This window comes from Jeotgalibaca dankookensis, assembly GCF_002005405.1.
In the GTDB taxonomy this organism is placed as follows: domain Bacteria; phylum Bacillota; class Bacilli; order Lactobacillales; family Aerococcaceae; genus Jeotgalibaca; species Jeotgalibaca dankookensis.
This window is the reverse complement of record NZ_CP019728.1, coordinates 1,899,813-1,920,091: the sequence shown is the minus strand read 5'-3', so window position 1 is coordinate 1,920,091 and position 20,279 is coordinate 1,899,813. Positions and strand designations below refer to the sequence as shown.

Here is a 20,279-nt window from a genome sequence, read left to right as displayed (position 1 = left end):
GAAAAGGAGCCTATTATGACTATCAAAAATATTTTAAAACTCTCTCAAATGGAATCTACAACCACTAGTTTTTTTCCTGCTTTTATAGGAATTGCTTATGCTTGGTACAACTATCGAACCTTCAATCCTGTTCTTTCTATATTAGCTGTTATAGTTATTGTTCTCTTCCATATGGCTATTAATATACGTGATAACTATCTTGAGTATGAAATTGCTATTAAAAAAGGAGAACATTCAGCTGACAATATTATTCTAGGCGAAGAAAAAATTAGATTAAAAGATATCAGTAATGTTTACCTCACTTTTGGAATAATCTCTACAATTATCGGTATTTATCTTGTTACTCAAACGAGTCTTATCTTACTATATGCGGTAATTATTAACTTTTCAATTGGGATTTTATATACGGCTGGTCCACGTCCCATTGCAAGTACACCATTTGGAGAATTTTTTGTTGGTTTATCTATGGGATTTGGTATTTTCTTCTCAACAGTTTACGTAAATGCTTATGAAGTTATCCAATTTGATTTCGTAACCTTGGTCCAACTTGTAATCGCTTCGGTTCCAACGGCTATTACCGTGATGGCCATTATGCTTGCTAATAATATTGGTGATCTAGAAGAAGATATTGAAGATAATCGTTTCACGCTTCCCTATTATATCGGTGTTGAAAAAGCTCTCACTGTTTACCGGTTCTTCTATTACTCCGTATATGCTTCAGTTATAGTTTCTATATTAATTGGAACCTTCCCGAAACTTGTTATCTTCTTCTTTCTTGCTGTTCCGATTATCCAAAAGAACATTCGAAAAGTGATAATAAAACATGATAAAGATACTGGTATGCTCGCTTCCGTTATCAATTCATTTGTTATTCCTGTTGCCATTTTAATTCCGTTTATTATCGGTATGTGGTTTGATATTTAATCTTTGTTTACTCTTAAAAAGGGACTGGAGCAATCGCTTCAGTCCTTTTTAATATAATTATGAAAACATTCACATTATCACTCTTACTATATTGAATCCTTCTGAAAAATCTGATATAGTTCTTAATGTGCATAAAGGAAAGCGTTTACAAATTAAGGAAAGGGTGACAAAATGTACACATTTATATTAGGTATTATTTTATTAGTATTAGGGTATGTATTTTATTCCAAAATTATTTATAAAAATTTTGGAGTAGAACCAAATCGGGAAACACCAGCAACTGTTTTAGAAGATGGGACAGATTTCGTTCCAATGGAGAAGCAGCGTAATTGGCTGATACAATTATTAAATATTGCTGGAACCGGGCCTATATTTGGGCCAATTATGGGTGCTTTATATGGCCCGGTTGCTTTTCTATGGATTGTGCTTGGTAGTATTTTCGCTGGTGCTGTCCATGACTATTACTTAGGTATGATTTCTTTGCGTAATAATGGCGCACATTTACCTGAATTAGCAAGTAAGTATCTCGGTCGAATAATGAAACACATCGTTAACTTGTTTACTGCACTTTTATTATTATTAGTTGGTACCGTATTCGTAACTTCTCCTGCATCTTTATTGGCTGGATTAACCCCTGGCTTCATGGATCGTCGATTTTGGGTCCTTCTTATTTTTATTTATTATTTCTTATCTACTATTTTACCGATTGATACTTTAATTGGTAAAATCTATCCTTACTTCGGAGCATTACTTATTTTGACAAGTTTGGGGGTCGGAATCACACTGTTTGCGACTGGAAATATTACCAATATTCCCGAATTAACCCTTCAAAATATGCATCCTAATGATGTGCCGATTATTCCCGGTTTATTCTTTACTATTTCTTGTGGTGCCTTATCTGGTTTCCATGCCACCCAATCACCGATTATTTCACGGACACTTAAAAATGAGTCTGAAGGACGTTGGGTCTTTTACGGAGCGATGATTACTGAGGGTATCATTGCTATGCTTTGGGCTGCTGCTGCCATTGCTTTGTTTGATGGCCAAACATTGAGCCAAATCATTTCGGAAGGAACCGCTTCTGCTGCAGTCAGTGAAATTACCTTTACTTTATTAGGAACTATTGGTGGTACAATCGGAATTTTAGGCGTCATCGTTCTCCCGATTACTTCTGGAGATACTGCTTTTAGAAGTTTACGAATGGTTATTGCCGATTATATTAAATTAACCCAAGCAAAATTATCAAACCGTTTTATGATTACGATTCCTATTTTTGCAATCAGTATCGCTCTTATGTTTATTGACTTTAATATTCTATGGCGTTACTTTACCTGGGCAAATCAAGTAACTGCCGTTATTGCGCTCTTTGTTAGCACTGCCTATCTCTTTTTAAAGAGTCGCAATTACTTCTTTACGCTCATTCCAGGAACATTTATGCTGTATTTAGTTATTTTATATCTTCTAACAGAGCCCATTGGATTTAATTTACCAATGACTATTTCCTACTACGTCAGTGCAGCTCTTGCCTTAGGAATCTTACTGCTATTCTTCCGACATGTTCGATTATTGAAATCAGGATTAACCTCAGAAAGTGCTTTAATCAATGATCAATTATCGATCCGAGAAATTTACCCTGAATCAATTCTTTAAATTATTTGAATAATACAAAAAAATAGAGGCTCTCTCACTTGAAAACGAGAGAGCCTCTATTTTTTACATATTCGATTTTTGAGATATTAACCCCATTTTTTCTAATGTTCTACCTGTTTCAAAGTAATTTTCATCGTTATAAGCAGAAGCGATATGAATACACGATTCGACAATAGGTACTTTTATCCCTTTTGCTTTTGCTAGTTCATAGCATGGAACTAATAAATAAGGGACATCTTCTGTAATATAGCGGTTTTTAGAAGAAGCTGGCGCACTATCAATTTTAACATGAGTAGTAGATGCACGGTTAAACTCATAAACGGTATCATAGTTACTGTCATAAAGGGCATTCATGGCTTCTAGTTCGGTACGCAAATCATAGCCCCAACTTGCACCTACCGCTAAACGTTCCTTGTCCATCTTGGCTGCGGCGTTCGCTGTAGCGGTGCTACAGCAGTCACGATAATAGTTGAATTTTCCATCGAAGTTTTCTAGAATCCCCATATTTAAAGTTGTAAGTAAAGGGTGCCCACCGAAATTTATATTTTCCAAACCAGCATGAATCGGATCATCTAAAAACTCTACTGGAATAGGAAAAACGTTTTGTATGTCCGCTTGTAAGTCAGGCGTACTTAATTCTTGAGGGAAAATACTCATCGGTAAAAATGTTTTAATACCCATAATAGATATGACACCGGGAGATACAATTCTACAAGCCCATGGAATACTGATAGCATCTATAAAAACCATATTAAGATTTGGTTTATCACTATCGCTTACCATTTTTTGTAAGACCATCCCCCCATAATTCCCAGGCATAATTATTAACTTATGTTCTGAAGTCAAATATGGCAGCATATCTTTAAATAGAATTTCTTGTGCAAATGAAGGGCATATCATCACTAAGATGGTAGAAAATTCTAGGGCTTCTTTTATGTTAGTTGTGGCTTTTGTAATTTTTTCAGTTCCTGAAAACATCATACTTTCGCCGTGATGCTCAGCTAGAGCGGTAATACCGCCATTAGCGTTGATAGCGTCTATTTGCGTAGCAAAATCAGCATGATCGTAGATACAAACAGAGTGGCCTTCTTTTGAAAAATGATAAGCAGCCGTCATACCACCGTTACCAGCACCTATTACCGTAATATTTTTCATTATTAAATTCCTCCACATCATTATTTTTTATAAAATATAAAGAGACAAAATTAAGACAGCTAAATTTGTTATTAAAATAGTAAAAATTGGCATTCTCATAAAACGGATCCACGTTGCATATTCAATTTTATTCATTTCTAAACCACCCATTAATATACCTGAGGTGGGGCTGACCAAATTGATGACCCCATGCGTAGAAGCAAAGATCATAATCATAATTTCTGGTGCGATTCCCATTTCATAAGCTAACCCACCCATAATCGGCATTGTCACATATGCAAGCCCAGAAGAAGAGGGAATTAAAAATGCTAAAAAGAAATAAACAATGAAACTGCCTATAATAAATAAAATAGGTGATAAACCGCCTAGCAGCATCGTAGCTCGATCTAGAATAAGTAAATCTAAATGAGTAGATGCCATTAGTACCGAAGTTCCTCTTGCTACTACGATAATTAAAACAACGGATAACATATCGCTTGCCCCAGCAACGAATGCTGAAATGGTTTGTCTTTCTTTCAATCTATAGACAAAAGCAATTACAAGTCCCATAATTAAAAAGAGCATGGATAAATCTCCAAAATACCATTCTCCAAAACTATTACCTGTTAAAACAGCTGTCCAACCATTAAAAATAGTTATTCCAAAGTTTTGCCAAGGTATTAAAGAGACAATCATAATTAAGAATGAAAGACCGAACAATATTAAGACGATTTTATGTTTTTTTGTAAAAGAAAATTCTTGTGAAGATTTTTTTCTAAATTCTAGATTCATATCTTCTTGCTCTTGTAGTGAGAGAATAGTAGACCCTTTATCTGCCTTTACTCTTTTCGCGTAGCTCATAACAAAATATAAAAAAGGTAACAACGTCACTAACCATAACGCAATCCCAATTCCGATAACAATGCCAGCATTGGTTTCAATATTAATGGCTGTCAGTGCATCCATAGCCACACCTGTCGCAAATGGATTAACAGTTGAACCTAATACACCCGCTCCGGAACCTAATAACACAGTCCCAACTGATACAATCGTATCAAAACCCGCCACAACCATTACAGAAGTCAATAAGGCATAAAACGGAAGTGTTTCTTCCGCCATTCCAAAAGTAGAACCACCTATAGAAAACAAAATCATTAAAATAGGAATAATAATCAATTCATTCCCTTTTAATTTTTTAACGACAGACTGAATACCTGCTTCTAGTGCACCAGTCTTATTCACAATACTTAGGTAACCCCCTAGCATTAAGATAAAAATACAGATTTCAATCGCATCTTTAAAACCGTTGAAAGGTGCCATAACAATTGTTGAAAGGCTTGCTGGGATAACTTTTGCAACTGTGTCCGTTGCCGTTAAAAGTGCGGGATCAAATGGTTGACCTGCTAAAACAATTGAAATTAAAGCAAGTAAAAGTAAAATAATAAATAGAATACTAAATGATGATAGGGATATTTTTTTCTTTTTTTCCACTGAATGTCCTCCTTAAGTAGATAGTGCGTAAAGCGTAGTTTGATTGCGCTTACATTTATAGTATAAAGTAACTATGTATCATAAAAATGATACAATTGTATAGAATTGAGTCAAATGTATGGAAATATATCAAGGAGGAATAGTATGCATATTTTATTAGTAGAAGACGATAAAGAAATAACCAATCTTCTTTATTTTTATCTCACGCGTCATGGCTGGAGAGTAACCAGTTGCGAAACGTACCAAGAAGCGATTAAAAAATTGGATTCTTCCATATCAATTTGTGTATTGGACTTAATGCTTCCCGATGGAGACGGTTTAGATCTGTTAGCTGAAATAAAAAAACAGTATCCAAACATGGCTAGTATCATCATTTCTGCTAAGACCTCTAGTCTAGACCGCGTCAAAGGATTTGAAGTTGGAACCGATGATTATATTACAAAACCTTTCTTACCGGAAGAATTAATATACCGTATTTCAAAACTGACCCATTTGAAAACAAGTGCTGAAGTCGTAAAAATCCAAGATTACACGATTAATCAGGTCCAAAGAAGTGTATATGACCATAACGATGAAAAAATACCCTTGAGTACAAAAGAATTAGATACCTTACTTTATTTTATAAAGAATAAAGGGATTGCCCTGTCACGCGAACAAATTATCGCTAAAATTTGGGAAAATGATTCTTTTGTAAATGACCGAATCATCGATAACCAAATAAAAAATTTACGAAAAAAAATGCCACGCTTAGCAATTGATACGCTTTATGGTTATGGGTATCGGATGAACGGATGAAAAAAGGATCTTGGTTAATAAATAAGTCGTTAGTTATTCTTATTTCTCTTTTTACCTTAACCTTTATCGTTGGGTTAGGTATCTTATATGGGTGGTCTTATTATTATTTTGGGACGATCTTTGAAGACCGTGTCATTAATGAGTATACCTATCAAAAAAAGCAAGACATCGGAGTAAACAATGAGTGGATTGTAGGCGTTACAACGGACAATATCGACGTTGTAGAGGCGATTCATGGAGAGAAAGTCAAAAAAATCGTTGAAGACTTAAAAAAGAGGCAAAATGAAAATAAACAAATCTACCGAGAAAATATTGATGATAAACAATTATTAGTTATGATTGAATTAGATACAAAAAACGGCGAGCAAATTTATGAATACTCTATTATACGGGATTTGTACATGGAAATTCTGCCACGAATCGGGTTAATTTTTTTTGTATTTTTAATTGTCATTTTCTTGTTAGCATTCTTGCTCTTCAAACAACTCAGTAATCTACTCTACAGAAACATTTCCTTAGTCAAGCAACAGGCTGAAATGATTTCTACAGATAAGGCCACATCAGAAGAAATTAAAATTACAACAAAAGACAGTGATATTCAGTCTTTAATTGCCTCTTTTAATTTTATGAAGAAACGTTTAATCGAAAAAGACGAGCGGAACCAAGCTATGATTGGTTTTGTTTCACATGAACTCAAAACACCGACTATGATTATCAAGGGTTATACAAATGCTGCTATGGATGGTTTATACCCCAAAGGTACTTTAGAAGATTCTTTAGTGGTTATTAATGAACAAGTAAAGAGAATAGAAGATAAAACAACTGAATTATTACGCTTTTCAGAATACATATTAGAGAGGAATAAAGAGGAAAAGCCTGAAACGGTTAACTTGACAGATACAATTAAACGAACAATCGATATATTTAGACCTATGAGTAACAAAAAGATTCAGTTTGAAGCTAGGGATTCTATTTACTTTGAAGGGTACCCTGCTCTTTTAACTATATTATTTGAAAATCTTATCCAAAATCAACTCAATTATTCAGATGACTATATAGCAATCGAACTCTTTAAAGATGAACCGCATATTTGTATCCGTTTTAAAAATGATGGTCAAATTGTTTCGTTAGCAGATTATCCTGATATCTTTCAACCCTTTTCGACAAGAAATCCTTCAGGAAGTGGTTTAGGTTTAGAAATAGCTCAAGAAATAGTAAGATTACATGGTGGTAAAATTTCACTTGTTAGTGACGAGAAAGCAACTATTTTTGAGATTCTTTTTTAACTTAAAAGATAGTAAGATTGGAGATATGGAATGGATACATGGGATATTTTTGCAATAATTGGTACTGTTTCTTTTGCGCTCCAAGGTGGATTAATTGCCATGGAGAAAAAATATGATTTATTTGCGGTTTATTTATTTGGTCTTTTGACTTCTTTTGGCGGTGGCGCTTTGCAACACGTTCTAATTGGAGGTTCAGATTATCAGTTATGGAATCAAGAAAGGCTTTTTCTTGTTGCAATGATTTCTATTACGTTTGTTATTCTTTTTCCTAAATTAGTTATTAAAAGAGAGCTTTTTTGGACCAACATTTTAGATGCGTTTGGTGTCATTGCCTTTGCAATACAAGGTTCTATTAATGCAATCATCCTTAACCTTCCAGCTAGCGCAGTGGTTGTTTCAGCCGTTATAACCGCTACGGGGGGTGGGATTATCCGCGACTTACTATCGCAAAGAGAACCTATTCTTTTAGGGAAGAATATTTATGGCCTATGGATATTTTTAATTGGGATGATTATGGGGGTTTTAGGTGAACAAGCATTCCCATATCAGTACCTTTTGTTTATTGTCTTTTCTACTTTACGAATTTGTTCCTTTGTTTACGACTGGAAACTTCCTGCTCGTAAGTACTAAAAAAAGCAACTAGCTAATCCTTAAGAGGACGAGCTAGTTGCTTTTTAAGTTTTGAATTATTTAGTCGCTATATTACATTACCTAAGTAAGCATTAAGCATCCAAATTTGTTTTTCAGCCTCTTCCTTCATAGCAATCAGCATATCATTAGATGGAAAATCTTTCGCTTCATCTGTTAGAGTAATTCCTTCGTCTAGTAAGTTACCCATTGATCTTAAATCTGTAATAACTGCTTGGACCATTTTATCTTGAGAAAGGTCTCGATCTTCTACTCTTTCTTCAAGAACAGAATGTTCTAAAAACTCGTTTAATGTTGCGTAAGGTTGACCACCTAAAGCTAGTAAACGCTCTGCAACTAAATCCATATTAGCTGTTACATCATCATACAGTTCTTCAAACTTTTCGTGCAGTGTGAAAAAGTGTGATCCTTTAATAAACCAGTGAAATTGGTGAAGACGAACATAGAATACACCGTGACTTGCAACGATTTTGTTCAAAACATTGTTGACATCTTTGTTTTCCATTATATCTTCCTCCTATTGATTTGTTATCTTCATCGTATCACTTAAACATCTAGCAATCAAAAGAAGTGCTTCCTGTTGCTAATGAAATGGACCTCAAACCGCTACGTTCTAACTTTTTCGCACATTGCTTTTCAAAATGTAAGCGATATAATGGACAGTGAGTATAATAAAAAAGTCAGTTAGGAGTTTGTCATGGATATCCAGAAGTTAAAGTATTTTATAGAAATAGCAGACGCTAAAAACATATCCCAAGCTGCAAGAAACTTGTTTGTAACCCAACCTACTCTATCGCTGTCCTTAAAAAAAATGGAGCAAGAGTTAAATATGCCATTATTCGTACATGAACACGAGCCGTTTCAATTAACTCTACCTGGTAAAATGCTCTATGAGAAAGGTAAAAAAATTGTTCATTCTTTTGATGACTTAATGGATGAAATGCGCACCATGCAACAACATTCACCAAAGCAATCAATTAGACTAGGTCTTACTACACTATTTTCTTTGCAGTTTATGGAACAAATTTCGCAATTTATCGCTACGCACCCAGATGTAGAATTAAATATTCGCCACGAAGGATCTAATAAACTACAACATTTACTCGCTAACAATCTTATTGATATTGCTTTAGTATCATTTCCAAATACAGAAGAAAAAGACATTGATATTGAACCTTTAGAAACAACAACTAAAGGATATAATGTTCATGTCGTTGTACCTGAAGATAATCCTTTAAGTCAAAAAGAGGAGCTAACTTTCTATGACTTAAAAGATCAGTCCTTTGCCTCCTTAACGGAAGATTTTAAAATTGGTAAAATGTTAATTGAGCAAGCACATGCACACGGGTATCAACCCAATATTGCTATTTACAATAATGATGTTCAAATCTTAATCCGCAGTTTAAAACAATCCTGTGCTATTTGTTTATTACCAATCGAATATAAGTCAACCTTCTCAGTTACAGGGCTAAAATGGATTCCTTTAAAGGATAAGTTTAATTATTATCCGATAGGAATTGGTTTAAGAAAAGATTACGTCTGCTCTAAAGAAATAAATGAGTTGATTTCTTTAATTAAAAACAACTAATGCTTACCCTAAAAATTTAAAAACATTTTCACGATCATACAATTTGAAAACTTTTTCAAATAAAAACTGCGCTAAAAACGCTGCAAGAGTGGGTACAATAAACCAACTAATAATTAAAGGTACAACACCCAGACCAGCATCTAAAGAAGCTAACGGACCTACGAGACCTACTAAACCGAATCCCGCAGAAGAAGGCACTCCAGATACGCCAAATATTGTAACGGGAATTGAAGAAATTGCTGCTGTAAACAAGCATGGTAATAAAATAATAGGAGTTCTAAATAAATTAGGCATCATTGTTTTCATACCACCAAGCGCTATAGCGAGTGTGACACCTGATTCATTTACCTTCCAAGAATTAATAACCAAAACAATGGTTGTAGCAGCTATACCCATGGCTGCTGCTCCTGCTGAAACCCCACTTATTTGAATTGCTAAGGAAATACCGACCGTTGTAATAGGTGATATAATTAGAGCGCCAAATGAACAAGCAATTAACACACTCATTAAGATTGGCTGTAATTCCGTAAACCTGTTAATAGTTGCGCCAATGCCGACTGTAACTTGTGTTACATAAGGGAGGGTTAGCATGCCTATTACTCCTGCTCCTATCCCTACAAAAATGGGTAAGGCAATAATGGCAACGGATCCAAATTTGTCGCCAATTGCTCGAATTAGCAAAACCGCAACGGAGGCTGTAATCATAATATTAATGATATCACCGGTACCTGCCCCAACATAAGTGTTCAAGTCTCCTAATTTTATAACGCCAGACCCTACAAAAGCAGCGCCAGCTGTGACCATCATCTCTGCTGGCTTAAGGCCAAATTGGAGAGCAATTAAACCTCCGATAATTAAAGGGGTAGCAAGTTGGAATGTGACTGCTGCTTGAATAATGATAGCAGCTACTGGATTATCTGATACGTAACTTAAAATGGCAGTTAAAATAGCGTTTGGAATTAATGCAATAATAGTACCTAATGCTGTACCCGCTAAGACTTTATTTATAAAAACTTTTACTGAAAGTCTCTCTTTTTCTACTGTAGCCAATATTAAACACTCCTTGTCATTTAAACTGAACGTTTTTGTGTATCATGGTTCATTTTTAAATTTTTTAATATTAAAAAGTCATTGCAAAATTTCCTACGTCCAAATTTTGCAATGACTACTTTAAAGCAAATTAATAAAGATCAGATTCATTTGAATAACGCTCTAAGTTTTGTTTTACATCTTTCAAGAATTTACCAGCCGCTAAGCCATCAAGGATACGGTGGTCAATTGATAAACTGAGGTTAATCATATCTGCTGTTTTAAAGCCACCATCTTCTGTAGGAACTAAGCGTTTATTGATAGATTCAACTTGCAAAATTGCTGCTTGTGGGTGGTTAATAATTCCCATTGACTGTACAGATCCGAGCGTACCAGTATTATTTACAGTAAAGGTACCACCTTGCATGTCTTCAGATTTCAATTTATTACTTCGAACATCGGAAGCTAAGCGATTAATCTCACTCGCAATACCTGCTAATGAGTACTTATCAGCGTTATGGATAACAGGTACGTATAGATTGTCTTCTGTAGTAACAGCAATCGATACGTTAATATCTTTATGGTAGATGATGTTACCATTATCCCATGAAGTATTCATCTTAGGATTTTTCTTCAGTGCTTGAACAACTGCTTTTACAAAGAATGGGAAGTAAGAAAGTTTGATACCTTCTTGTGAATAAAACGCTTCTTTTGTTTGGTTACGTAGTTTCACGATATTTGTTACATCCGCTTCAACCATGACCCATGCATGTGGTATTTCGGTAACACTTTGTACCATTTTCTTAGCTATTGCTTTACGAACGCCACTTGCTGGAACAACCTCATCTCTTGTATCGGTGCTACTGTAAGGGCGATTTTGTGCTGCTTTGTCTTGAGGTTGGGTAGTTGTTATTTCCTCTTGTTGACCCGAGCTTGCAATGATTCCTTCTGACTCTATTTCAACTGGTTTCTCTTTTGGCTCTTCTTGTGGATACTCTTTTTCTGCTTTTTTGGATGGTTCGTAATTTTGAACGTCCTTACGTGTAATTCTTCCATCTTTACCAGTACCAACTACATCAGCTAAATCAATATTATTTTCTTGTGCTAATCTCATCACTGCTGGAGAAAAACGTGGACCGCCTTTTTCTTTTGGTTTTTCTTTCTTTTCTTCAGGTGCTGATTTTTCTTCGGTAACTTTTTCTTCTTTGTCTGTTTCTGTTTTAGCTGTACCTGCTGGCTCGGTTGAGGTTCCATCTCCCTCAACTTCGATTGACATAATCTTGGTACCAATTTCAACATCTTCATCTAATTCAATTAATAGTTCTTTAACCGTTCCTTCAAGGTTTGAAGGAATCTCTGTGGAAACTTTATCAGAGATAACTTCTGCTAGTGGATCATATTTTTCTACTTTATCACCGGGTTTTACGAGCCACATTACTACCGAGGCTTCTGTAACACTTTCGCCTAAACCTGGCATTTTAACATATTCAATACTCATTATTGTGCCCTCCTACTAATATTCAGCTAATTCTCGCATTGCTTCTAATACTTGTTCTTCGTTCACTAAGAACTCTCTTTCAAGCGAAAGCGCATATCCCATACTTGGAACATCTGGACCTGCTAATCGTTGGATTGGTGCATCTAAGTCAAACAATGCTTCTTCTGATATAATAGCTGCAATTTCACTCATGATACTACCTTCTTTATTATCTTCTGTAATTAGTAATACTTTACCGGTTTTTTTAGCCGCTTCGACAAGCGTTTCTTTGTCTAAAGGATAAATTGAACGTACGTCAACGACTTCTGCATCGATACCATCTTTAGCAAGCTCTTCTGCCGCTTTTAACGCATGCTGTAAAACCATTCCATAGCCAATAACTGTAATATCGCTTCCTTCGCGTACTACTTGTGCTTTATCAATTGATACAACATAATCTTCTTCCGGTACATCGGCTTTTAACAAGCGATATAAACGTTTATGCTCATAAAATATAACTGGATCGTCTGAACGTATCGCCGCTTTAATCATTCCTTTAGCGTCATAAGGATTTGATGGAGTTACGATTCTCAATCCTGGTTGTCCGAAGAATACTTTTTCTGTTGATTGTGAATGATAAAAACCACCACGTACACCACCACCGTAAGGCGCTCTAAAGACAATCGGAGTCGTCCAATCTCCTTTAGTTCTATATCTCATTTTTGCAGTTTCTGATAAAATCTGGTTTACCGCTGGAAGCATATAGTCGGCAAATTGAAATTCCCCTATTGCGCGATATCCAATCAGACCTAGTCCATTTGCAATTCCGGCAATCTCACCTTCTGTTAACGGTGTATTAAAACAACGTTCATCCCCAAACTTTGCAGCCAAGCCTTGTGTAGCACCAAACACGCCACCTTTGACACCACCGACATCTTCTCCAAAGATAACAACTTTCTTATCTCGCGTCATTTCTTCTTCAATACCTTTATTAATAGCTTCTAAATAAGTCATTTGAACCATATCATTTATTCATCCCTTCTATTTTTAGATTATTCTGCATATACTTGTTCATATAATGATTCAGGTGTTGGGTCTGGCATGTCTTCAGCATCATCTGTCGCTTTGTTCACCTGTGCTTTAATGTCTTTATCTAGCTCAAGCATTTCTTCTTTAGTCATATAGCCTTCATCAATTAATTGTTTTTCAAAGGCTAATAAAGGGTCTTTTTCTTTCAAACTATCTAACTCTTCTTTAGAACGGTAGATAGTATGGTCATCGTCTGCAGAATGTGAAGTCAAACGTGATACCATCATCTCAATCAATGTTGGTCCTTTTTTATCACGAGCTTTTTTAACAGCTTTTTTAAATGCTAAATAGGTAGCTGCGAAATCATTACCGTCAACTGTAAAACCATCAAATCCGTATCCAATTGCACGATCAGATAATTTCTTTGCGGCATATTGCTCTTTTGTTCCTACCGATATGGCGTATTCGTTGTTTTCAATTCCAAAAATAACAGGTAAGTTTTTTACTCCAGCAAAGTTCATTGCTTCATGTACTTCACCTTGGTTAGAAGAACCTTCACCAGTTGTTGTAAGTGTAACGAAATCAGATTTTTCTAATATTGCACCGTAGGCTATCCCTGTTGCTAAAGGTATCTGAGTACTTACGGTCGATGAATGGGATACAATATTATGTTCCTTTGATCCATAGTGGTTTGGCATTTGGCGACCGTGCGATGATGGATCAGCATCCTTACCAAAAGATCCCATAATGATATCTTTCGGAGTCATACCCCATGTCAAAGTAGCTGTCATATCACGATAGTAAGGTAAGAAATAGTCTTTTTCTGGTTCAAATGCCATTGCCATTGCTACTTGAGCAACTTCTGCCCCTTGACCTGAAATATTGAAAGAAGTTTTTCCAATTCTAGTTAATTGCCATAAACGCTCATCTAAGCGGCGTCCCATGAGGATATCTTTATATGCTTGGACCAATTCCTCTTTTGATAAGCCTGTTGTTTTAAGTTTTTCCATTTTTCTCCCTCTTTCTATTTATGTATTGCCATTTTATAAGTATCAAGCGCTGCTTCTTGAATAGCCTCTGATAGCGTTGGATGCGGATGGATTGCTTCACCCAGTTCCAATGGTGTTGCATCTAGGTATATAGATGTACTTGCTTCTGAGATAAGGTCTGTTGCATGAGGCCCAATAATTGATACACCCAATAAATCATCTGTTTCTTCATCCCGAATGACTTCTACAAACCCTAAGTCTCCTCCTGTAATTAAAGCTTTTCCGTTACCATTAAAGTTAAAAGTACCCATCTTAACTTTGCGGTTTTCTGGCAATGTTTCTTTTGTGTAACCGACACTAGCAATTTCTGGATTTGTATAGGTAGCTCTTGGTACATTTACATAATTTATCGGTTCAACTGCTTCATTTAGCATATGACTAACAGCAATTTCTCCCTCTTTCATAGCAACATGGGCAAGTTGTAAGGTATCAATACAATCACCTATCGCATAAATATGACCTTCAGCTGTTTGATAAAATTCATTCACCTGAATGCCTTTGTTGTCGTATTTGATGGAAGTATTTTGTAAACCAATTTTATTAACGTTGGGCTTACGGCCAATAGCGACCATTACTTTCTCAACAACTACGTCATCTTGATCTTTAATTTTTAAATGAACTTGTTTTTTTGATTTCTCTGCGGAAACGACTTCACTATTCAATTTAACGGTGATGCCGCGTTTTTCAAATGATTTTTTCAACTCTTTTGAAATTGACTTACTTTCGTTTACGACTAACCGATCTAGAAATTCAATTAATGTAACGGACACACCTAAGCTATTTAATAAAGATGCCCATTCAACACCAATTACGCCACCGCCTACAATTGCAATAGATTCTGGTAGTTGTTCTAATTCCAACATACCATTTGATGAAAGAATCATTTCTTCATCTAGTGGAAGTGCTGGTAAGGTGTGTGGCGTTGATCCCGTTGCGATAATTACTTTTTTTGGAACAATAATTTCTTCTTCTACTTCAGGATCGTCAAACGTAACTGCTATAGCCCCTGACACTGGTGAAAAGATAGATGGTCCTAAAACAGCGCCGGTCCCATGTAAAATAGTGATTTTATTTTTTTTACAGAGTGCTTGAACTCCTTGATGCAATTGATCGACGATTGCTTGTTTTCGTTCTTGAATTTTTGAAAAATTAACTTTGAAACCGCCTTCATTTTCAATCCCAAATTCTGCAGACTTCTTCATGGTATCGTGTACTTCGGCACTACGCAGTAATGCTTTAGATGGGATACAACCTCTGTGCAGGCAAGTTCCTCCCAGTTTATCTTTCTCTACAATGACCACTTTCATACCTTTTTGAGCAGCTCGAATGGCGGCTACATAACCTCCTGTGCCTCCCCCTAAAATGAGTAAATCTGTTTCTCTTGCCATACTTAATTTACCTCAGCTTTCCTAATTTTGGCCTCTTTGTAATCGCGTGCTTTCTCTTTCCCTTCAAAAATCCGAACAGCACCTTGATACAACGCACTCATTTCCATTTCTCCTGCATACACTTCAACGGGTGCTATCCATTCGGTATTTTTTTTGATTTGATTAACGATGTACTCCGAATAACTAGCTCCACCTGTTAGAATGATGTAATCTACTTTTCCCGCTAAAACAGTTGCCATTTCACCAATAGATTTTGATATTTGGTAACACATACCGTCAATATAGTATTGTGCTTTTTTATCACCATTTTCAATTTGTTCAGTGATAATTCTTAAATCAATTTCATTGAGATAGGACTTAATACCACCCTTACCTGCTATTAGTGACTTAACTTCTTTTATAGTCATATCTTCAGTTTGAATGTATGCTGCAAAATCAATTAAGGGTAGAGAGCCAGTTCTTTCCGGTGAATAGGGACCTTCTCCGTCCAAACCATTGACAACATCTACCATTTCGCCTTTTTGATGTGCACCTATGCTAATACCTCCACCTAAATGGGCAACAATGATGTTACTCTTTTCATATTCTTTACCATTGTCAGCTAATATTTTTCGGCCAACTGCTTTTTGATTCAAAGCATGCCCAACACTCCGCCTTTCAATCCCTTTTAATCCTGATAGGCGTGCAAGAGGATGGAACTCGTCTACGACAACTGGATCAACGATATAAGCAGGTATGCCATATTTTTTACTAAATTCATATGCTAAAACGCCACCTAGATTTGATGCATGCGACCCATACTTGGCAGATTTCAAATCTTCGACCATGGTTTCATCAACTAAATACGTTCCACCTGGTATCGGTCGCAAAAGTCCACCTCTACCGACTACTGCTTGTACATCTTTAGGCTTAATATTTTGCTTTTCAATAAATCTATTAATCATTTCTTTCCTATATGTTAATTGTTCCGCGATTCCTTCAAATTTCGAAATTTCGTCTGTCGTATGTCTAATCGTTTCATCGGCAAGTAACGCTCCATTTGAGAAACAAGCGACTTTCGTTGACGTTGACCCCGGATTAATCACGATGACTATATCTTCCATTGGTTACCTCCCTACGCATTCCATGCTTATTTATTTTTTTATTTGTTTAATAGCAAATTCTAGTGAATACAGTTTACTTTCGATTGCATCACTTCTTGAAGTTAAAACAATAGGTACTTTAGTTCCAACGATGGTTCCGCCTGTAATTGCCCCTCCAAATAGTACAAGCGCTTTGTATAAAGCATTGCCTACATCGATATTGGGAACGATTATTACATCAGCGTCACCTTCTATTGGACCGCTAAATCCTTTATGAGCAACTGCTTCCTTCGATAGAGCTAAATCAAAAGATATTGGTCCGTGGATAATTGCAGTTTTATTATTAGAATAATAATCCGTTACTTCTTTAGCCATGACAGATGAAGGCATCTTAGGGTTATAATTCTCAGCAGCACTTAATAAGGCAACTTTTGGGTTTTCTAGCCCAATTTTAAAGGCAACTTCTACTGTATTATCAATAATTCCGGTTAAAACCTCTTTAGAAGGTTCTATGTTCATACCTGCATCAGCTAATAAAAGTGGACGATTCAATTGTGGTAAATTAATCAAAGCGGCATGGGAAAGGACACCTTGTTTTTTCAAGTCATGCTCTTCTCTTAAAACTTCCTTTAAAAGCACATGAGTCGATACAATTCCTTTTACAAGAATTTGTGCTTGGTTACTTGCAACAGATTTAACGGCTTCATGAATCATCTCTTTTTCTGTTTCACATTGAATGTATGTCCATAAATTATTGCTATCGATATTCTGCTTCGTGTCAAAAACAATAAATTTTATCTCGTTTGAATATTTCTCATGTGCGCGGGTAACAAATTCCAACATTTCCGAACGTGAGCCATTCGCAACCGCTATGGTTATCATCTATGTACACCTCTCTTTATTCATAAAGAATTTTGGTAACGCTTACAATATATACTTTACCCTTCAATTTATAAGGTTTCAAATTGGAAAAATTTATGCGACCATAGAGGAAACTTATACCCTAAAAAACTTTAACAATTCTAAACTATACGAAAAGATAAAATATTCCACCCAAGCAACACTTTATACTCTCAGCATGAGCTATGCTAAAATGGTTGTTGGATAGTTAAAATTTAAGGAGCGTGTTAGGATGAAAGCAATTGTTATTGAACAATATGGTGGATCTGAAGAGTTGGTAGAAAAAGAACTCTCTAAACCAGAAATTAAAACTAATCAAGTATTAATTGAAATGCATGCCACTTCAATTAATCCGATTGACTGGAAAATTCGTGCGGGTTACTTGGCTGATGGGATGCCATTTGAATTTCCACTTATTTTAGGCTGGGACGCGGCCGGTGTGATTGTAGAAGTTGGTAAGGATGTAACTCAATTTAAAGTTGGAGATGAAGTCTTTGCGCGTCCAGCGATGGCAAATGGTACTTACTCGGAATATGTGGCCGTAGATGAAAATCTGGTAGCTCTTAAACCTAAAACTATTAGCTTTAACGAAGCTGCGTCTGTACCACTGGCAGGGTTAACTGCATGGCAATGTCTTGTAGACTTTGGACAAATAAAAGCAGGCGATAAAGTTCTTATCCATGCTGGTTCAGGCGGTGTTGGAATATTTGCTATCCAGATCGCTAAAAGTTTTGGTGCTTACGTTTTATCAACTGCAAGTGGCAAGAATGAAGATTTTCTAAAAAAATTGGGTGTTGATGAATTTATCAACTACAAAACTACCGATTTTACTAATGTTGCACAAAATCTCGACCTTGTAGTTGATACAATGGGGGGCGACATTCTAGAAAAAAGTTTAGATGTTGTAAAAAATGGTGGCCGTTTGGTTTCTATCGCAGGCCAACCTAACGAGGAGAGAGCAAAAGAAAGAGATATTACCGTTGAATCTCTTTGGTTAAACCCTAATGGTAAACAACTCGCTGAGCTTGGGGAGTTAATGGAAAAAGGCGAAGTAAAAACTTATATTGGCCATACCTTCCCTTTTACTGCACAAGGATTACGTGATGCACATGATTTAAGTGCAACTCACCATGCGAAAGGGAAAATCGTAATTGAAATAAAGTAAATAAGTAATAATGCACAAAACCCCTCTAGGCTAGATTAATCTGACCTAGAGGGGTTTATTAGTTGTATCGTTTCGAATTATTTGTAAATTTTATAGCTTATTAAGTGCGGTCTCTAGTTGAACTGCTAAATTTGTTAAACTTTCACTTGTAATAGCTGTTTGTTCAATTCCAGCTGCTTGTTCTTCAATGGATGCAGAAATTTCCTGAGTTCCAGAAGCATTATTTTCGGATACTTCGGATAAATTTCGCATTAATTCGATTATTTCATTTTTCTTTTCAACGATAACATTACTTGAATGACTTAATTTTTCCATTGAGTTTTGAATTTTTTTAACCGCATCATCAATTTTCATAAATCTCGTATGTGTTTTGTCGACACTTGCGCTTTGAGATTCGCTTATATTCTTAACATCTAACATGGTCTCTACAACAGTTGTTGTATTATTTGTTAATGTCTGGATGATTTCTTTTATTTGGTTAGCAGATTGCTTTGATTCTTCTGCCAATTTTCTTACTTCGTCTGCTACTACTGCAAAGCCTTTTCCTGATTCACCTGCTCGAGCCGCTTCTATAGCGGCATTAAGTGCTAAAAGGTTAGTCTGCTCGGCAATGCTAGTAATTAATTCAACGACCTTTCCAATATTTTCAACACTCATTTGAGTTAAATTAATATTTTCGGATATATCGATAATAGCGTTATTGTGTGTGTTGGTTTCTCTAATTAATTCTTGTAAAACTTCTGTTCCCTCTTGCTTCATCTTATCGATATGTTCCAAATCCTGGTTAAGAGTAAACATAAATTTTTGATCGGAATTTAATAAGTCACCCATCTCATCTACAACTTGAAGACCCTTTTGGACATCATGCGCCTGGTCACTTACGCCATTCGCAATATCTTCAATTGTTTTTGACATTTCTTCCGCCACACTACTTGCTTCTTCCGAGCTAGCTGTTAATTCTTGGGCGGATTCGACTAATAATGATGAAAACTCATGGACTTCTTTTGCAGTCGTCTCCTTATTCTTAATACGCTTTTGCTCATCTTCTAATAGCTTCTTCATGTTATCCATTAGATTTTTGTTATAATATCCAACAAGTAGACTCCCAACTACAACGGTTACTAATAAAGCAATTGTGGAAAGCAGTTCGGTTTCTTGGCTATTATAAATGCCTAGAAGGGTCATCCTTCTAACAAAAAAAACATTTAATAATAGTACGCTAACGCTCAATATAGAAATTAATTTCATTTCAAAAAACATAAATGAAATAATAAATAGAGGCGCTATGTATATAAAAGAAAGTACAGATGTACTAGTTAACAAGGTATAGCCATAGGGAATTAAGAAACCTAGTATAACTATATAACTAACTTTAGGGGAAGACTTTTCCTTACGATAGATAAAAAAACTTGTTCCATAAATTAGTAGTAAGCACACACCTAGGAATACTAACATACCAACCGTGCGGTTACCTCGTATAACTTCCATAAAATAGCCCACTAAAATAATAAGATACATAAATAGAGTAAAGAAAAAACCGGTTAAATTTGTTTCTTTAGTAATTTTATTCAATATAGTTTACTCCTTTTCCTTTAGTTATATATATATCGGTCATTTTATTAATTATTTAATAGGCTACTTAAA

General features: G+C 35.6%; 17 protein-coding genes and 2 pseudogenes. 7 read left to right on the top strand and 12 right to left on the bottom strand.

The annotated features are described in order from the left end of the window. Positions 1-15: 15 nt before the first annotated feature. Positions 16-924, top strand: coding sequence for a prenyltransferase (locus tag BW727_RS09555; RefSeq protein ID WP_062467755.1), 909 nt, complete (start codon positions 16-18; stop codon positions 922-924). A 171-nt stretch (positions 925-1,095) separates the two neighbouring features. Next, positions 1,096-2,574, top strand: a complete 1,479-nt coding sequence (locus tag BW727_RS09550; protein WP_062467756.1) for a carbon starvation CstA family protein — start codon at positions 1,096-1,098, stop codon at positions 2,572-2,574. Between the two features lie 63 nt (positions 2,575-2,637). Here the strand turns inward: BW727_RS09550 and BW727_RS09545 are convergent, their stop codons facing one another. Next, a complete protein-coding gene (locus BW727_RS09545) occupies positions 2,638-3,729 on the bottom strand; it encodes an NAD/NADP octopine/nopaline dehydrogenase family protein (RefSeq protein ID WP_062467757.1) in 1,092 nt (363 codons plus the stop codon). Positions 3,730-3,756: 27 nt separating this feature from the next. Further along, the gene (locus tag BW727_RS09540) at positions 3,757-5,199 is read right to left on the bottom strand and encodes a YfcC family protein (RefSeq protein ID WP_062467758.1); all 1,443 of its coding nucleotides are present in this window, start codon (positions 5,197-5,199) and stop codon (positions 3,757-3,759) included. Between the two features lie 144 nt (positions 5,200-5,343). Here BW727_RS09540 and BW727_RS09535 point away from each other — a divergent pair, with 144 nt between their 5' ends. From BW727_RS09535 to BW727_RS09525, 3 genes are read left to right on the top strand one after another with little or no spacing between them, the layout of a single operon-like run. After that, positions 5,344-5,994, top strand: coding sequence for a response regulator transcription factor (locus BW727_RS09535; RefSeq protein WP_062467759.1), 651 nt, complete (start codon positions 5,344-5,346; stop codon positions 5,992-5,994). Further along, positions 5,991-7,280 (top strand): sensor histidine kinase, encoded by a 1,290-nt coding sequence (locus BW727_RS09530; protein ID WP_062467760.1) that lies wholly within the window; start codon positions 5,991-5,993, stop codon positions 7,278-7,280. The genes BW727_RS09535 and BW727_RS09530 overlap by 4 nt, the downstream gene beginning before the upstream one ends. Before the next feature lie 30 nt (positions 7,281-7,310). After that, positions 7,311-7,910, top strand: a complete 600-nt coding sequence (locus BW727_RS09525) for a trimeric intracellular cation channel family protein (RefSeq protein ID WP_062467761.1) — start codon at positions 7,311-7,313, stop codon at positions 7,908-7,910. 67 nt (positions 7,911-7,977) lie between these two features. Here the strand turns inward: BW727_RS09525 and BW727_RS09520 are convergent, their stop codons facing one another. Continuing rightward, positions 7,978-8,433: a Dps family protein gene (locus BW727_RS09520; RefSeq protein ID WP_062467762.1), complete on the bottom strand. Its 456-nt coding sequence runs from the start codon at positions 8,431-8,433 to the stop codon at positions 7,978-7,980. Between the two features lie 192 nt (positions 8,434-8,625). Between BW727_RS09520 and BW727_RS09515 the strand changes: the two genes are divergently transcribed. Next, positions 8,626-9,516 (top strand): LysR family transcriptional regulator, encoded by an 891-nt coding sequence (locus BW727_RS09515; protein ID WP_062467763.1) that lies wholly within the window; start codon positions 8,626-8,628, stop codon positions 9,514-9,516. A 3-nt stretch (positions 9,517-9,519) separates the two neighbouring features. Here the strand turns inward: BW727_RS09515 and BW727_RS09510 are convergent, their stop codons facing one another. The 8 genes and pseudogenes from BW727_RS09510 to BW727_RS09480 all read right to left on the bottom strand — a co-directional run bounded on the left by BW727_RS09510 (position 9,520) and on the right by BW727_RS09480 (position 17,452). Further along, positions 9,520-10,566 (bottom strand): PTS sugar transporter subunit IIC, encoded by a 1,047-nt coding sequence (locus BW727_RS09510; RefSeq protein ID WP_062467764.1) that lies wholly within the window; start codon positions 10,564-10,566, stop codon positions 9,520-9,522. Between the two features lie 130 nt (positions 10,567-10,696). Beyond that, a pseudogene (locus BW727_RS10955) lies at positions 10,697-11,380 on the bottom strand (dihydrolipoamide acetyltransferase family protein); the annotation flags it as partial. 167 nt (positions 11,381-11,547) lie between these two features. Next, positions 11,548-12,043: pseudogene (locus tag BW727_RS10950) on the bottom strand (biotin/lipoyl-containing protein); the annotation flags it as partial. Between the two features lie 15 nt (positions 12,044-12,058). Next, on the bottom strand, positions 12,059-13,045 hold the full coding sequence (locus BW727_RS09500; protein ID WP_062467766.1) for an alpha-ketoacid dehydrogenase subunit beta: 987 nt from the start codon (positions 13,043-13,045) through the stop codon (positions 12,059-12,061). 29 nt (positions 13,046-13,074) lie between these two features. Continuing rightward, complete coding sequence (locus BW727_RS09495) at positions 13,075-14,061, bottom strand: thiamine pyrophosphate-dependent dehydrogenase E1 component subunit alpha (protein WP_062467767.1); 987 nt, start codon at positions 14,059-14,061, stop codon at positions 13,075-13,077. A gap of 14 nt (positions 14,062-14,075) precedes the next feature. After that, entirely contained in the window at positions 14,076-15,488 is a 1,413-nt protein-coding gene (gene lpdA / locus BW727_RS09490; RefSeq protein WP_062467768.1) for a dihydrolipoyl dehydrogenase, read from the bottom strand. Positions 15,489-15,490: 2 nt separating this feature from the next. After that, positions 15,491-16,591: a butyrate kinase gene (gene buk / locus BW727_RS09485; RefSeq protein ID WP_062467769.1), complete on the bottom strand. Its 1,101-nt coding sequence runs from the start codon at positions 16,589-16,591 to the stop codon at positions 15,491-15,493. Positions 16,592-16,621: 30 nt separating this feature from the next. Continuing rightward, positions 16,622-17,452: a phosphate acyltransferase gene (locus BW727_RS09480; protein WP_062467770.1), complete on the bottom strand. Its 831-nt coding sequence runs from the start codon at positions 17,450-17,452 to the stop codon at positions 16,622-16,624. A 250-nt stretch (positions 17,453-17,702) separates the two neighbouring features. Here BW727_RS09480 and BW727_RS09475 point away from each other — a divergent pair, with 250 nt between their 5' ends. Continuing rightward, the gene (locus tag BW727_RS09475) at positions 17,703-18,635 is read left to right on the top strand and encodes an NADP-dependent oxidoreductase (protein WP_062467771.1); all 933 of its coding nucleotides are present in this window, start codon (positions 17,703-17,705) and stop codon (positions 18,633-18,635) included. A 90-nt stretch (positions 18,636-18,725) separates the two neighbouring features. On the opposite strand, the gene BW727_RS09470 is transcribed toward BW727_RS09475, so the two are convergent. Beyond that, positions 18,726-20,207, bottom strand: coding sequence for a methyl-accepting chemotaxis protein (locus tag BW727_RS09470; RefSeq protein ID WP_062467772.1), 1,482 nt, complete (start codon positions 20,205-20,207; stop codon positions 18,726-18,728). Positions 20,208-20,279: the final 72 nt, after the last annotated feature.